This window comes from Dysgonomonas massiliensis, from assembly GCF_900240225.1.
In the GTDB taxonomy this organism is placed as follows: domain Bacteria; phylum Bacteroidota; class Bacteroidia; order Bacteroidales; family Dysgonomonadaceae; genus Dysgonomonas; species Dysgonomonas massiliensis.
Window position 1 is genome coordinate 36,748 of sequence record NZ_OEPV01000011.1, and the last position, 16,045, is coordinate 52,792.

10 protein-coding genes are annotated in these 16,045 nt (G+C 34.2%); 2 read left to right on the forward strand and 8 right to left on the reverse strand.

The window, feature by feature from the left end:
* Nucleotides 1-5 precede the first annotated feature (5 nt).
* From C1A06_RS11945 to C1A06_RS11965, 5 genes are all read right to left on the reverse strand, one after another.
* The gene (locus C1A06_RS11945) at nt 6-2,015 is read right to left on the reverse strand and encodes a hypothetical protein (protein WP_101690444.1); all 2,010 of its coding nucleotides are present in this window, start codon (nt 2,013-2,015) and stop codon (nt 6-8) included.
* A gap of 20 nt (nt 2,016-2,035) precedes the next feature.
* Complete coding sequence (locus C1A06_RS11950; RefSeq protein ID WP_101690445.1) at nt 2,036-3,661, reverse strand: sialidase family protein; 1,626 nt, start codon at nt 3,659-3,661, stop codon at nt 2,036-2,038.
* Between the two features lie 6 nt (nt 3,662-3,667).
* Nucleotides 3,668-4,633, reverse strand: coding sequence for a glycoside hydrolase family 43 protein (locus tag C1A06_RS11955; RefSeq protein WP_101690446.1), 966 nt, complete (start codon nt 4,631-4,633; stop codon nt 3,668-3,670).
* Nucleotides 4,634-4,696: 63 nt separating this feature from the next.
* Nucleotides 4,697-6,277, reverse strand: a complete 1,581-nt coding sequence (locus C1A06_RS11960) for a RagB/SusD family nutrient uptake outer membrane protein (protein ID WP_101690447.1) — start codon at nt 6,275-6,277, stop codon at nt 4,697-4,699.
* An 18-nt stretch (nt 6,278-6,295) separates the two neighbouring features.
* Complete coding sequence (locus C1A06_RS11965; RefSeq protein ID WP_101690448.1) at nt 6,296-9,286, reverse strand: SusC/RagA family TonB-linked outer membrane protein; 2,991 nt, start codon at nt 9,284-9,286, stop codon at nt 6,296-6,298.
* A gap of 294 nt (nt 9,287-9,580) precedes the next feature.
* On the opposite strand from C1A06_RS11965, the gene C1A06_RS11970 reads away from it, so the two are divergent.
* Nucleotides 9,581-13,615: a hybrid sensor histidine kinase/response regulator transcription factor gene (locus C1A06_RS11970; RefSeq protein WP_101690449.1), complete on the forward strand. Its 4,035-nt coding sequence runs from the start codon at nt 9,581-9,583 to the stop codon at nt 13,613-13,615.
* A 381-nt stretch (nt 13,616-13,996) separates the two neighbouring features.
* Here the strand turns inward: C1A06_RS11970 and C1A06_RS15260 are convergent, their stop codons facing one another.
* Nucleotides 13,997-14,230 carry an Arm DNA-binding domain-containing protein gene (locus tag C1A06_RS15260; protein ID WP_245872059.1) on the reverse strand — a complete coding sequence of 78 codons (234 nt, stop codon included), beginning with the start codon at nt 14,228-14,230 and terminating at the stop codon, nt 13,997-13,999.
* A gap of 93 nt (nt 14,231-14,323) precedes the next feature.
* Between C1A06_RS15260 and C1A06_RS11980 the strand changes: the two genes are divergently transcribed.
* Nucleotides 14,324-14,668, forward strand: a complete 345-nt coding sequence (locus tag C1A06_RS11980) for an MIT C-terminal domain-containing protein (RefSeq protein WP_281253956.1) — start codon at nt 14,324-14,326, stop codon at nt 14,666-14,668.
* A gap of 321 nt (nt 14,669-14,989) precedes the next feature.
* Here C1A06_RS11980 and C1A06_RS11985 read toward each other — a convergent pair whose 3' ends face one another.
* Together C1A06_RS11985 and C1A06_RS11990 are read right to left on the reverse strand one after the other, a co-directional pair.
* Nucleotides 14,990-15,610 (reverse strand): hypothetical protein, encoded by a 621-nt coding sequence (locus tag C1A06_RS11985; RefSeq protein WP_145996401.1) that lies wholly within the window; start codon nt 15,608-15,610, stop codon nt 14,990-14,992.
* A 173-nt stretch (nt 15,611-15,783) separates the two neighbouring features.
* Nucleotides 15,784-15,999 (reverse strand): hypothetical protein, encoded by a 216-nt coding sequence (locus C1A06_RS11990; RefSeq protein WP_101690452.1) that lies wholly within the window; start codon nt 15,997-15,999, stop codon nt 15,784-15,786.
* Nucleotides 16,000-16,045 lie beyond the last annotated feature (46 nt).

Consider the following 16,045-nt stretch of genomic DNA (forward strand, 5'->3'; position numbering starts at 1 on the left):
ATTCATTATTTTTTGTTTTTATATTTAAAATAAGACTCTACACGATCAGGTGACAACATCTGCCAAAGTGAAGCAACAGTCCAACCTGGTGCAAATATATCATTATAAAATCCTTTACCATTCTTACCATAATCCCAGTTGGTATGCTGAACGACTTCTGGATAATAACCTTCTTTTCCAATATCAAACATGCTCCCTTCAAGAGGCATTAGTTGCAACATAGAGCTTTTGATTATAGCCGAGAATTCAGCAAAACGAGGTTCACTACATTCCTTTGATAGCCAATCTAAAACTGTTGCAAACTCAAAAATAAAGACATCAATATGATTATTTTCAACAGATACGTTTCCCCATCCTCTAGATTTGAAATTAACATCGCCCAACATTTGTCCTTGAGCGAATGGTATATCCCACATATAGTACCATGAAAGGGCAAAATATGCAGCTTCTTTACCTAGATCTATATAATGCTGCTGCTCTTTTCCTTTTGTAACCATTGCCATATAATACATTGCTGTTGATGCATATAAGGAAGCTTCTTTATCTTCGCAATTAGCATCTAATGTAGAGGAGAAATAATCGGCTTTAGATATTAATTCCTTTTCAAGGTACACAGCTGTTTTCTTAGCGCTTTCGAGATATGTTTTGTTATTAAAATATTTGTAGGCCATGGTCAAGGGTAATGTTGCTGATGGTGTACTGCCTCCCGAATGGTCAGTAATCTCGAAATTATCTTTAAATTTACGAGGGTAACTGCCATCTTCTTCCTGTAATTTCAAGAAGTTATCCAGGATAGATTTTATTTTATTTTCCCACTCCAGATGCCTACGCCCTTGTTTCTTTTCATAATCTAAGTAATTAAGGACAGCAAAAACCCCTTCAGATTGGCGACGGATACTGTAAATATCGGTTTCTGAATTGTCGTCGTAATTCACAAATTCTCGAATAAAACCATTTGGAGTAAAGCCATATTTTAAGTAACTATCAAAAATACTGTTAGCCATTTGTACCAACTCAGGTCTGTTATTTGCTTCTCCATATTCTAAAGCATTGAAAGCATTAAGAAGGACACGTCCTACAAAACCAACCTCAACGCTACCAGTACTTTCACAATCGTCAGTACGCATATGTACTCCTGAAAAATATTTTAAAGGATATTTATCTACATAACTTGCAACAAAATACTTTGTCAGATCTGACTTTGCTTTCTCTATTGATGTAGGCTTATCGTATTTTTGCGGTTTGAAGGTATCATAAGAGTAGTTCCAAACATCTGCTACAAATGAAGAAAAATTATGAGTTTTGTTAACATTAATTTCCCATGTTAATTGGCGAGTTTCGCCTTTTTCCATTTTTTCAAAAGCTTTTACTGCCGGATCTAAAGTAAGTTTGCGAATATAGGTGTTGGGAGCTTCATTATATGGGAAACCATATACTAAAGCCGATTTTCCTCCAACATTCTGAAAACCAGTAAAGCCTATAGATGTTTTATCCGATAAAATTACCTCTCCATGACTATGACAAGCCAAACTTTCATCTTTGAAATCATCTATTCGCAATACAGTATGATATTCTCCATTTTTCTCATTAAAAATACCTGTCAAAGGTACGCTTAAACGGTCTTCTCGCACTCGCCAACTATCACTTGTGTAGAATGATGGAGCTTCTTTGGGAGATCGCAAATTACGGCGATACCAAAAACCAGGCATATAGAAAAGACAATCATCATGACTTGCTATCAATTTATATATTTCCTCGTAATTATAGTAAACTACATCAGTAGCTTCTAATGTTACATAAACCCGAACTGCATTTCCGATTTTCTCTAGCTGACGAGTTATATTCAACGGAATTTTTTCTGAAGCCTCCATTTTACCATCTGACTTTTCATTTAAAATTAAAGTCTTTGAAGGATTTCCTGGAGTTTTAAGTGTTATTCTCTTCTCGATGTTTTGTGCGTTCGCAAATAAAAACGAGAGTAGAAAAAACGAAACAATCAATACTTTCTTTTTCATTTCTTTGAAATATTTTTTTATTAGTTTACCTTAAGCCATGTGCCAATATCCTCAATTCTACTATTCGCAATAGTCTCTTCATATCCAACATTGGTAGCTTCGTATGCAGAGAGAGATGCATTGAAATAAAACTGTCTATCTGTAAAGTGAGGATAATTCTTTTTAGATATAGAGAACAGCATATTATAACCCATATCTGTACTTTGAGTTTCTACTTCAACTTTGTGTTTGAGGTCAGATAGCCATTCACCTTTTTCGTCTTTCCATACCGACATATTGCCATCTCTATTACTAAATATTTTATATTTATTTTTACCCGAAGCAAGGTATATAGACACACCATCCAGCTTCGATTTAGAGAGGTCTGTCACTTGAGCAGAAATAAAGATGAATTCTTTGTCTTCATTAATTTCTATTTCTGCACGTGTGTTTCCTCTTGACCCAATAAATAGAAGGGGGGTAGAAGCTGATCTCTTATTTATAATCAGGTTGGACGGAATCATGTATCCTTTGATTATCCATGGTGCAACATCTTGATTATCAAAATTACTTGAAGCTACAGCAACAATAGTATCTTTATTCCACATAGCTAGTGAGTTCCACTTAGCTTCCTTATCTAGAGGTACACAGAATGGTCTTGTACGATATTTGAAATTCCGCGCATCTTTATCGCCGATGGCAACTTCCATGGTAGATAATTCCCATTCCGAAGAACGTTTTTCTGTTGTTTGGTATGAAAGTGCAGTCTGCCCATTAGACAAGCGTATCAGATATGGTGCTCCTATATAAATAGAATCCGGCATATTCGTGGTAAGAGAATATTCTCTCATCTCAGAGTTTCCCAAAACAGGACTTTCCCAATTATTCCACAATTTGGTTCTGACTGTATATGGCTTAAATGCCTCTTTATAATTATCTTCAATAGCGACAATCATCTCGTCTTCACCAATAATGGGTACAGGCATACCATCGCGTCTATTTTTACGGAAAGAAACGGTTTTAGGTTTTTGCAACCACGTTTCTCCATTATCAAACGAACATATCATAGATATCTCTTGCTCTTCAGACTCTTGATACGGATTTTCGTTAGCAAAATAGACCTGTAACTCGCCATTGGGTAACTGCAAAAACGAAGGTTCCCAACATCCATCTGTGAATCTAGGTGCTGCGTTGTATAATACTTGAGGTGAAAGCCATGTATTGCCATTATCTTTGCTTCTCCTAATCACGATTGAGTAAGGAGCAATTTCTGCTTTAGCAGGACGATAATTACATCCAATAATCAGATCTCCGTTTGCTAATTGTTTTATCTCAGGATTTGCAATATTTACGATTGTCGACTCTCCTGACAAATTGCTGTACATAAATTGAGTAAATACCTGAATAGGATAACTCCAAGTCTTACCATTATCGTAGCTACGTTTATATTCAACGCTTCCAGTTCTTGTTTCATAAATAACAATAATTGAAGAGTCTTGCAAACGTAACAGTCGCGGATAACCACCTTTAGGTGCAATCTTTTGCATCGAACTATAATCCCATGATATTCGTACATCATCTTCGACATTATTTTTTTGAGCAAAAACATTTGCATAAGCAGAAAAAATAAGCGACGAACAGATTAATAGTAAGCAAGTCTTGTTCATAAAGTATTATTTCAATTTAGGACGCAATATATTACCAGTTACCTTCATTATAGGGTTCTCTGTATCTGTAAATTTAACATCCATGATATACATTGCTCGAGGATGTATACTAGATGTTGAATAATGAGCATGAAAAACGATTTTCAGATTACCTTCTTTATCCTTAAACATAGCGCTATGCCCTACTCCTACAAGATCTTCAGGCTTCTGTAATATTGGATTTTGTTCGTATTTCACCCATGGACCTATTGGCGAATCGGCAGTAGCGAAACCAACACCATAAAATTGGCTTTCATAGCTATTCCCTGAATAGGTCAGGTAATATTTTTCTTTATGCTTTGTAATGAAGGCCCCTTCGTTAACGCGCGGAAATACTTCTTCCCATTCTTGCGAAACATTAATGCATTTTACCAATGTTTCGGTTTTAATTGTTTTCAAATCATTTTCTAATTGTGCAACCCAAATATTCAGTCCATCATTGAAGCGATCGAAATACAGATATGGAGTGCCATCCTCATCAACAAACAATGAATTATCTATGCATTTTTCATCTGCTATCATTGGTTCTTTTACATCTTGAATAAAAGGACCTGTCGGAGAATCGGCTGTTGCAACGCATATATGTTCATCTGCAGAATAGTACATATAGAATTTATTCTTTTCTTTTATGTAATATACTTCTGGAGCCCAAAACCATCGATCAGCCCACGAATTATCTTTATGTAACGCCAATGTCGGATTCTTCTCCCATATCAATAAATCATGAGACGTATAGACTTCTATTCCATCCTCAGCATTTGTTCCATACGCATAATACGTATCGTCATACAACATAATAAAAGGATCTCCTAGAGGAACCGGATATGTTACATCTACGTTCTTCTCTTTCTTGTCATTATCGCTGCACGACGAACAAGAAAAAGTCAGAATAGAGAAACAAATAGAGATTATCAAATAATATAATTTATTCATTATAATATATTTAAAAACACTTTCCTCGATCCTGAAATCGAAATCGAGGAAAGTATTCAAATTTTAATAACTTGGATTTTGTTTAATGTTCGGATTATTATTTATTTCATCCGAAGGAATTGGCAAACAGTTATGTTTTCCTATTACAAAGTTATTGAAATCGCTATCGCGAGATTTAAGTTCATTAATTCCTTCTTGAGTATCTAACAATCCCCAACGCTTGATATCGCCCCAACGATGTCCTTCTGTTGCTAGCTCCAATACTCGTTCAGTTTGCAAACGTTTCAAGAAAGCATCTTTATTTGAAGCAGCATCAGCATGATTCTTAGCCAATGAAGGCATATTAACACGTGCTCTTACTTGATCAACATACGCAACAGCTTCACTCAAAGTACCACCAGTTTGAGCAATACACTCTGCATACAACAACAAGATGTCAGCATAACGTACTAAACGTACATTCGTTGGGTTGTGATAATCATCGTAATCTCTATAATAATCGCTTCCATATTTACGGAAGAAAACACGTCCTTTCCAGTTGTCTTGACTCCATGTTTTAGAATTACTCTCGATTGAATAAATCATATCATTATTCTTGTAGTCGTTTTCCATTCCTTCGTAGAATGCTGTGTATTTCAAACGAATATCATATTCTCCATTCAAGTCACGTTCTTTTTTAAACTCTTCAACCAACCAAGGACGTAGCTCTCCGTCAGTCCAACCAATACCAGGAGGTGCAAAAAATTGTCCGCGGTTAAGACCTAAATTTGGGTTCAAATCATTGTCACCATCACCTGCTGGGGCTTTGTGAATGTCCGAATATTGAATCTCAAATACAGATTCGATATTATTTTCAGTGTCTTTATCGAAATTATCAAAATAATTCGAAGTTAATCCGTACAGATGTTTACCATCACCTTCAACTAGCCAATATAAATCTTGTTTAGCCTTCTCGTAATCACTAAGTTGCATGTAAGTTTTAGCTCTATAAGCTAACACTGCTCCTTTAGTAGCTCTTCCTAATTCGTCATCATTCCACGACTCGGGTATATTGTATTCTAATGCTTTAGAAAAGTCAGAAATAGCCTGTTCAAAAACCTCTTTTCCTGTATGCCCTTCTGGACGATCATAAGGTTCAGGGAGTTTATCTTCGAGCATGATAGCAAGGCTTTTGTTATCACTACCCCAAAGTAAAGCCAAATGATAATTGTAAAATCCTCTTAAGAAATATGCTTGTGCTAATATGGCATTTTTATCATCTTCGTTCTTAAACTCGATATTTGGCACATGATGAAGTACCTGATTAGCCCTGAAAATAGCTCTATAAAAAGCGCCTATAGTCCCATTATTTCCTTCATAAAAATTATAATTATTATAATTAAATTGTGTCCATTCTTTAAGTTCGGCCCATGGGCTTGCACTAAAGCCTTCATCAGAGGTCAAATCTAGTCTAAACCATATCCAACGACTAAATGTTTCCGGCTTATAAAAATAATTATAAGCTGCATTCAAGCCATATTTGGCATTTTGCTCATTGGTCCAAAAGTTTTCTGTTAGCCCAGTATTAGGGTTAACCACATCTGTCTCACAAGACGTGAAGTTAATCCCAAGACATACCAAAAGTATATATATGTATTTCTTCATTTTTTTAGTATTTAACAGTTAAAATGTAATTTGTGCTCCGAAAGTAACAGCTTTAGGATTTGGGAATGCACCACCATCGTAGCTTCTATCCCACATATTTGTATTCAAGAATTCAGGATCGAGGCCACTATAAGGTGTTATTGTAATCAGATTTTGAGCATTTACATACAAGCGTAAATTACTAATATATTTGCCTATAAGAGATTTTGGAATATTGTATCCCAAAGCTATTTGTTTAACTCTCAAATAGCTACCGCTTTCTAGCCAACGATCTTGTTCGCCACGTACATTACGACTATCACCATAGATAGGACGAGGATCTTTTGCATTCGGATTATCTGGTGTCCAAGGATCATAATCGGCACGATAGCTAGAGTTGTCACTGAACAAATCCATTGCACTACGCGGACCATTAAATATTTTGTGTCCATAAGCACCACTTAACACCATCTGAAGATCAAAATCTCTATAACGGAAGCCAAGGTTTATACCTAGTTCGAACTTAGGCATATTCTCTCCACAATATTGGCGGTCAGCATCAGTTATTTGTCCATCGTCATTTGCATCAATGAATTTCACATCTCCCGGTTGAGCATTCGGCTGAATTAATTGACCTTTACTGTTTCTATGTGCTTGCACTTCCTCTATAGTCTTGAATAAACCATCTGTCTTGATCAAATACCATTGTCCAATAGATTGACCAACTTTTGATTTTGTATCCCATTGATTGAACTCTCCGTTTGGATTTCCATCACCTAGAGATGTTAATTTGTTTTTTATATATGAGAAATTCACACCAAAACTGTAATCCATATCTTTATTGATCTTATCTTTCCAAGTAGCAGAAATTTCCAGACCACTATTCTCTATAGTCGCAGCGTTTACCCATGGTGCAGCTCCCGAATGTCCTAAGAAAATTGATATTGGTAATTGAGTCAAAACGTCTTTCGATTTTTTGATGAAATAATCTGCAGATAGAGATAGGCGATTATTCAATATAACTGCATCAAATCCGGCATTAAACTGACTCATTTCTTCCCATTTCAGTGTTGGATAAACAAGTGCCGTCTGAGTCATACCCGGTTGTAGCCCATCGTTTCCAAAGACAACTTGAGGTCTTAAGTTTATCAAGTTCATGTAGTCGTATAAACCATTGTTTGAGGTACCTAACACTCCGTAGTTGGCTCTTAATTTCAAATCATCAACCCAAGGTACATTAAAGAATTTCTCATTACTTATTCGCCATCCTCCAGAGATTGATGGGAAATAACCGACACGGTCTTTTTTAGGAAACTTAGAAGATTCGTCACGACGAATTGTGAAGCTGAACAAATACCTCTCGTCAAAATTATAGTTAAGACGTCCAAATACTGAAAATAATTTTGAAATATCTTTATAGCTACCTAAGTTAGACATTTCCAATGCTGCATCAAGTTGCGTAAAATAATTGTCACCGCTTGTCAGTACATTGTTCTTCGTACCCCATATTTGTTCATAATTTGTTGTTTGATAACTTGTTCCAACTACAAAATTGGTAGAGTGCTTTCCAAATTGCTTGTTAAATTCCAAAGTATTATCAAATACAAAACCTCTGTATTGAGCTTGGCTACGATTTAAATTTGAAGGATCGTAAGGTTGATTGTATGTCCAATATCCTTCTTTGCGAAGATATTTATGTTTATCATTACTATAGTTAAAACCGAAGTTAAATCTATATTTAAACATCTTCAGTACTTCCAATTCGGTATAAGCATTTCCTCTTACACGTAAATTACTGTTACGAGTATCTTCGAAATTCTCTCTCGCAAAAGGATTTACTCCAAATGTCACATCCCTGGATCCATTACCAAAGCCATAACCACCACTATTGTTTTCGTCATAAATTGGAATAGTAGGTAGCATTCTATATACATCGACTATAGGATTTGTACTCAGCTCGTTTACTCCATAGTGGCTTAAAGTTATATTTTCGCCAACTTTGAAACGTACATGTTCTCCAAAATCGCGGAAAGCAGAAGTGTTACTACGCAAAGTATAGCGCTTGCTGTCTGTCCCTATTGTTGTACCTGAATTACTCTGATAGTTTGCTGAGAAAAAATAGGTATTTTTTTCACTACCTCCAGATAAAGATAGATTATGATCATTTACAACTCCTGTTTTGAATACCTCTTTTTGCCAGTCGGTATTGGCTTCATAGTGATTAGCTGGAGATTTTCCCCCATTAGCAAAAGCAAGGTCATTCAATTCTATCCATCGATCTCGACCAGCTAAGTCATACTTAGGTAACCATTGAAGTGATAATCTTGAAGAAACGTCAATTTTCATATCTCCCTTTTTACCTTGCTTAGTTGTAATAATAATTACTCCATTACCCGCACGCGACCCATAAATAGCTGCAGCTGAGGCATCTTTTAAGACTTGGATACTTTCAATATCATTATAGTTAAAATCTCTGTTTGCTTCCGAAACTACACCGTCTACAACATACAGTGGATCTGAATTACCGAATGTTCCTGTACCACGAATTACAACTTTACCTTCACTCCCGGGATTACCCGCTGTACGAACCATTAATCCAGGAAGTGTACCTAATGCATCTCCGACTGAACCCGAAACGATTGTATTTTTCATGTTATCGGGGTTAAAAACTGATACTGCACCAGTCAAATCGGCTTTCTTTATTGTTTGATAACCGATAACTACAACTTCTTCCAATAGCTTATTATCTACGGCAAGTACAACATCAAGATTTGTTTGTCCATTATAGACAATTTCTTGTTTGACCATACCTATTAATGAGAAAACTAAGGTTTCACCTGAGGCTACTTCAATTTCATAATTTCCATTAAGATCTGTTATCGTTGCCCTATTCGTTCCTTTAACAGAAACCGCTGCACCGATGAGGGTTTCATTTTTTTCATCCGTAACAGTTCCTGTCAATTTGATATTTTGTCCATATATTGTTATTGAACAAAAAATTAATAATAATGATAAGATTTTTTTTAACATGGATTTAGATTTTGTATTAGACATCTAATAAATAAAAAATTAAAAAACGACATAGATTTTCTACTTCATAATATTATTGATTTTAAGGATTTGTATTTTTCTGATTAGCTTTCTTGGCTTTAAAATCAAATATATTACGACATGAATATTTAAGCTATGTTATTTTGAGTAAAAAAACGGTAAAAATAGATAGTCCCTTTTACATGACTAATTAATACACGTATTTGACTGAAATTTACGATTATTTCTAAAGCCGAATAATGAATTTCGAACTATAAGGTATATTTTTATAGTATGAAAAAATTAGTTATCTTATTTCTCTGTTTCTTTGCTCTTTCATATTCCACCGAAGTCTTATTTGGGAAGGATACTTATAATTTTCATTTCAGGAGAATAACCGTAGACAATGGGCTATCCGAAAGTAGTGTATATTGTATTATGCAAGACTCGGATGGTTTTATGTGGTTTGGAACTAAAGATGGTCTTAATAAATATGATGGCCATACATTCAAAACTTATAGAGGCACTAGCAGTCAGGTTCTTGAAAAAAACACATTACAAAATAATTTCATACGCAGTATTATTCAAGTTGATAATAATACTATCTATGTTGGAACTGACGCTGGATTATATTCTTTAAATACAGACAACGAAACCTTCAATTTGATAAATTTGTCGACCAAAGACGGATATAAAATAACTTCGGCTATAAACACATTATTGAAAGACAAAGATGGAAATCTTTGGATTGGAACGATGTCGCAAGGAATCTTTGTCTTAGATCTTAAAAATAACTCACTCAAGAGAATTAACCTATCTAAACATGATTTAAATCAAAATGCTACATGGATTATTTATGAAGACAGATCAGGCGTAATATGGGTCGGTACGCGTATAGGGTTACTCAGATACAATACGACTACAGATCAACTAGAAGAGATTGAGTGCATGTTCAGCTATACAAATTCTTCGGAGCATGAAATATTATCTATCTATGAAGACGAAAATGGGAATATGTGGCTTGGGACATGGAGTGAAGGATTACGCATGTACAATAAACAGAGTAATACCTATAAAACACATCTGGGCAATAAATCCAATCCATTCTACATTACACATATCAGAAAGCTCTTTCATTATTCTAGCGACTTGATATTTATTGGCTCAGATGATGGATTATATATATTTAATACCAGAACACATGAAGTACAAAGATTAGATAAGCCAAACATAAGTTATAGTCTAAACGATCAGAATGTATATTCTATAACAAGAGATAAAGAAGGTGGAATATGGATTGGAACCTATTTCGGGGGGATCAATTATCTAACTCCTTTCCCATCCAACATCGAACTATATCACTCATCTACGGCACCCTATTCATTATCAGGCAAAGCAGTCAGTCAATTTTGTGAAGATGCACATGGGAACTTATGGATTGCAACAGAAGATGGTGGTGTAAATTATATGGATACAAAAACTAAAAGAATAACTCAACCCATCAAAACTTCATATCATAATACACATGCCCTGCTTCTGGATGAGAATAATCTATGGATCGGAACATTCTCGAGAGGAATAGACATTTACGACATCAAAACAGGAAAAATAACGAACATGCGTAGTATAGTCAGTGATACAACCACAATAAATGATGATTGTATTTTTTCTTTATATAAAACTAAAGCTGGAGATATCTATGCAGGAACGCCTGTAGGACTGAACAGATATAACAGGCTAACAGATAGTTTCGAAAGAATAACCGAAGTTAGAGGTTTTATTTATGACATGGAAGAAGACAACTATGGTAACCTCTGGATTGCGACATACGGAGCTGGTGTTAAAAAATTCGATATTGAATCCAATAAATGGATTTCATACGATTATATCTGTTCTTCGGATGATCCTATTGTCAACAGCAAATTGACAGATATTTATATCGATAGTCAAAAACGCCTACTTTTCTCAAGTGAAGGACGAGGCTTCTTTATTTACGATTATAAAACTGATTCATTCAAAAATATCTCGGAAGATAACGGCCTACCGAATAATGTAATTTATGGAATTCTGGATGACTCGTTCGGAAATTTGTGGATTAGTTGCAACAAAGGATTAATATGCATGAGCAATGACCTGAAGTCCATCAAGCTATATAATAAAGAAGATGGGCTTCAAAGCAATCAGTTCAACTTTAAGGCAAGCTATAAATCTCAAAATGGCAAACTTTATTTCGGAGGAGTAAATGGATTCAATAGTTTTTATCCCAAAGATTTACTAGTGAAAGAGAATATGGTTGTCCCTACTGTCAAGATAACAGAAGTCGCTCTCTTAGATAAGAATGATAAGCTTCTTAATCAAAAATTACAAACTTCATTAAATCAAAATCGATTGATCGAAATTCCATATAATAAAGCGTCTTTTTCAATATCATATATTAGTCTTAGTTATGTTTCCGAATCTAAAAATCAATATGCATACCGACTAAAAAATGTTGACAATGAATGGAATTATATACATAATAATAAAACAGTTACTTATCTGAACTTATCTCCAGGTGATTATGTCTTCGAAATAAAAGCATCAAATAATGATGGCATCTGGAATGAAGAAGGTACATCCATTACAATTAAGATTCTACCACCTTTCTGGATGACTAAGACTGCAATTCTATTATATATCATTATAGCGATATTGCTGGTTTACTTCTCAATACAGTATTACCTTAAAAAGAGTATCGAAAGACAGAAAAAGCATCTGGATGCATATCGATCGGAACAAGAAACTTTAGCCTTCAAGTCCAAAATAGATTTTTTTACAACTATTGCCCATGAAATACGTACTCCATTAAGCTTGATAAATGCACCTCTTGAAGAAATTATTAGTTCGGGGAATGGCAACGATGTGACAAAACGTAATTTATCAATTATCGAAAAAAATTGCGATCGTCTGAATACACTCGTCAATCAACTATTAGATTTCCGAAAAATGGATTCGGCGAAATACATAGTCAATCCCGAATCAGTCGATCTTCAAAAATTTATGAAAGAGATGTACTTCAGATTCAGTAAGACTGCTCAAAAAAAAGGGATAGATTTTAACCTAAAAACTCCACAAAATAAGGAATGTGAGGTTAGAACTGATATTGATGCACTCACTAAAATTGTAGGTAATCTTCTCACAAACTCTATGAAGTACACAAAAGATAAAATAACTATATCTTTAGAGGAAAAAACAGACAACACATATTCAATTTGGATAGAAGATAATGGACGAGGGATCTCGGATGAGCATAAAAGCTTAATCTTTGATCCATTTTATCAGGTACAAAAAGAAGATAGAAATATAGGAACCGGCATAGGACTTTCTTTGGTTAAATATCTTACGGAAGCACTCAATGGATCTATATCTGTAGCCGACGCAAAACAAAGAGGAACTGTTTTTACTTTTACATTTTCAAATATTTCACTAGAACGCGAACAACAAGGATTAGTCCTAGAAAATAACAACTTATCAAGTAGCATTTATGGTGAAAAAGACATACATGATGAAGATATATACTCCATTCTCATTGTTGATGATAATCCGGAAATAGTTTCTTACCTACAAAACTCCCTGAAAGATAAATATTATGTCAGTGTGGTATACAATGCCCATGAAGCATTCACGATACTAGATGGACAAAGAATTTATGATCTTATAATATCAGACATAATGATGCCAGATATTAATGGGATTAGTTTTACTAAAGCCGTAAAATCAAATTTCAATTTCAGCCATATTCCTATAATATTACTATCTGCCAAAACTGAAATCAGTACTAAAATAGAAGGATTAGAATCAGGGGCAGATGTATTCATTGAAAAACCTTTTTCTATCATGTACTTAAAAGCTCAAATAAAAAGCTTGTTTGACAATCGTAAAAAAATACTAGATACTTTTCATAAAAACCCATTAGCCACCTATTCTTCGCTTGTTACAAATAAAAAAGACGAAGAATTCTTCAATAAACTTAATAAAGAAATAGAACTTCGTATTTCGGATGAACATTTCTCCGTCGAGTCTTTAGTTGATACATTAGGGATGAGCCGATCAAACTTACAACGTAAATTGAAAAGTCTATGCGGAGCTACACCTGGTGATTATCTCAGAGATTACAGGCTCAAAAGAGCTTGCAAACTGTTACTCGAAGGAGATATGCGTATCAATGAGGTTGCTTTTATGGTCGGTTTTAGTTCTGCATCTTATTTCACCAAGGTATTTACCAAGGCATATAAAGTATCTCCTAAAGAATTTATTAATAAAAATAGACCTTCCCCTGAGATTGAGTAATCATTTTTTTTAATGGGGCCAGGAAACTATAAATACTATAACAATCTACCAACTCTAATCTCAGATATTGAAAATACTTGCTCCCTTCAAAACGGGATGAGAATTCTTCTCTATCTCTGACATATATTTGCATCTCTTTATCAAAGAGATACAAATTCCAATACTAAAGATGCTATATGAAGGATAAAAATTACTGTTGTGTTTAAAAATACTAACCGCAAACCCGACTAATTGGCGACAACGATCATTACGCTCCTGAAAAACGGCTGTGAGTGTTTTAGACTCTTCTTTCTTTTCTAAACAGAAAAATTTATCTCGCAAAATTTCTACTGTAATAGATAATTCCTCTTCCTTTTATGATGAATATTATACAGCCTTATTCTAGCTTATTCTAGCTTCATCAATAAACTTATTCAGGTCGTTTGATTTACGGTCTTTGCCACGAAGACATTCTTTTGCCTGATTCCATAGGGAATGGTTAATCCTTTTGCGAATACTTGTTTCGACCCGAACTCTGTTTACGATAATTCTCATACATACGGATGCTTCAACATTCTTCAATAGTTTTATTTTCTTTAGGAAGAGCAGAACATTAAACGAATCTATTTCCATCATTTTACTTCTTTTTAAGTGAGGCAAAATTATGGAAATGTGAAGTCTATGCCTCTATAGGGAGGATCGAAACATATTAGGGAAAATCAGCCTAAAATTTCTTACGATCATCTCTTCGGACAATGCTTAGAAGGAGCAATCAAATTCATCATTCAAGATCCCTATATTCGCTTACCACATCAATTTAAAAATTTCCTAGAGTTATGTGTACTTATTAGTAAAAAGAATTCAAGAACACAGCTTCTCACTATTCACCTTATTACGTGGAATGATCTCAATTACATGGAAATGGCTACATCTACTTTTGATCAGATAAAAGATTCGCTCTTTGAATTCAACATCGAAATCGATGTTGAATTCAAAGAGTCTGCTCATGATAGATTTATATTATGTGACAATCGGTGGAAAATAATCTTAGGACGTAGTCTTGATATTTGGTAAAAAAATATTATTATCTTTATCGAAGAAATTACCCGCAAAACGCAGAATAGGATTTAAGGTGAAATAGGTGGAGTTAGTAAAAGGACATCTTTAAAGACTCTGGATATATGATCTTTACGGATAGGGTTCGAGCCCCTCCGAGGTCACCTTGAAAATCAAAGGTTTAGACATCAGTCTAAACCTTTTTTATTCTTAAGAACATGCAATCTGCATGCAACTTTGGCTAAAGTTAATAAAACAATCTGTTTTATAGATAACTATATACAGCGAATAATGACTCATAGAACAACAATAATATATTACTTTTCATTGTTTCTCAAATTATTTAAAATTTCGGGCATGTTTTATTGAATCAAGATTACACCCCCCACTTTCGAGATAATTAGCTAGTATAGTATCTTGTTTTACATAAATACCTTTTCTATAGATATCAGACAATTCATTTCTCGCTTGAACAGAATGAAAACTTTTAGCACCTTCCATCTGAATTATTTGTTCTAGATAATTAATCGCTTTCTTCATAATAACCTTTTTATTCTTAACTTCATTTTTACTCACAGTACAATAATAGTCTAATCGATATTCACTTTTGTCATTATGTCTAGTTATCATTATCTCTATTAACTCTACTAGCTCATCACTCAATTTAGGTTGTTCATCATAGTAGGAGACTAATAGGTTATAATAGTATTCGCTACCATTATCACGAACTTCCATCTTCCAGTTATCCAATTCTTCTTTATCTTGAGAAATCCGATAAAATGGATCTGATATAGTAATTAAAGTACTATCAACACTTGGCATTTCAACTCTTATTTCGTGATCTACGCTAAGTTCAACCTCTTCAATATGAACGTTTTTTCCATTACAGGCGAATAAAAAAATATAACTAAAAAAAATAAAATGTTTTTTTTCATATTTGTTATGTTTTAATAACACCAAAGTTAATTAATCTATCGTCTTTTAATCTCCTCCCAGATCCCATGAGGTAGTACGCTTTGAATCTTGCATTATTCTATCCATCTTCTCAAATAAACGCTCGAAATATAACGGATTATCAAACAAATCTTTCATTTGTTTTTTTAGAGCTTTAAATTCTTTAGATTCGTGTTTTTCTATATTTTTGGGGGTCTTATTTCCATCAATCCGCCCAATATATTTACCACTCTAAATATTGCCCAATATCCCATATCTTCTGTATCTGGCACTTCTACTAACTTTCCTTTTATTCTCTTAAGTTTGGGTCCATACACTCCTGAAGCCTCTAAAGTTCCGTTAGAATCTCCCGCTAGCCAAAATAGCGAGCAATAATTCCACAAATTTAAATCCAATCCGATTTTATGATAGTTATATTAAATTCAATATTTTTAGTTTTCC

Excerpts from the sequence above, each read along its gene's own strand:
- C1A06_RS11945 (WP_101690444.1), bottom strand. The coding sequence starts at position 2,015 with ATGAAAAAGAAAGTATTGATTGTTTCGTTTTTTCTACTCTCGTTTTTA.
- C1A06_RS11950 (WP_101690445.1), bottom strand. The coding sequence starts at position 3,661 with ATGAACAAGACTTGCTTACTATTAATCTGTTCGTCGCTTATTTTTTCT.
- C1A06_RS11955 (WP_101690446.1), bottom strand. The coding sequence starts at position 4,633 with ATGAATAAATTATATTATTTGATAATCTCTATTTGTTTCTCTATTCTG.
- C1A06_RS11960 (WP_101690447.1), bottom strand. The coding sequence starts at position 6,277 with ATGAAGAAATACATATATATACTTTTGGTATGTCTTGGGATTAACTTC.
- C1A06_RS11965 (WP_101690448.1), bottom strand. The coding sequence starts at position 9,286 with ATGTTAAAAAAAATCTTATCATTATTATTAATTTTTTGTTCAATAACA.
- C1A06_RS11970 (WP_101690449.1), top strand. The coding sequence starts at position 9,581 with ATGAAAAAATTAGTTATCTTATTTCTCTGTTTCTTTGCTCTTTCATAT.
- C1A06_RS15260 (WP_245872059.1), bottom strand. The coding sequence starts at position 14,230 with ATGATGGAAATAGATTCGTTTAATGTTCTGCTCTTCCTAAAGAAAATA.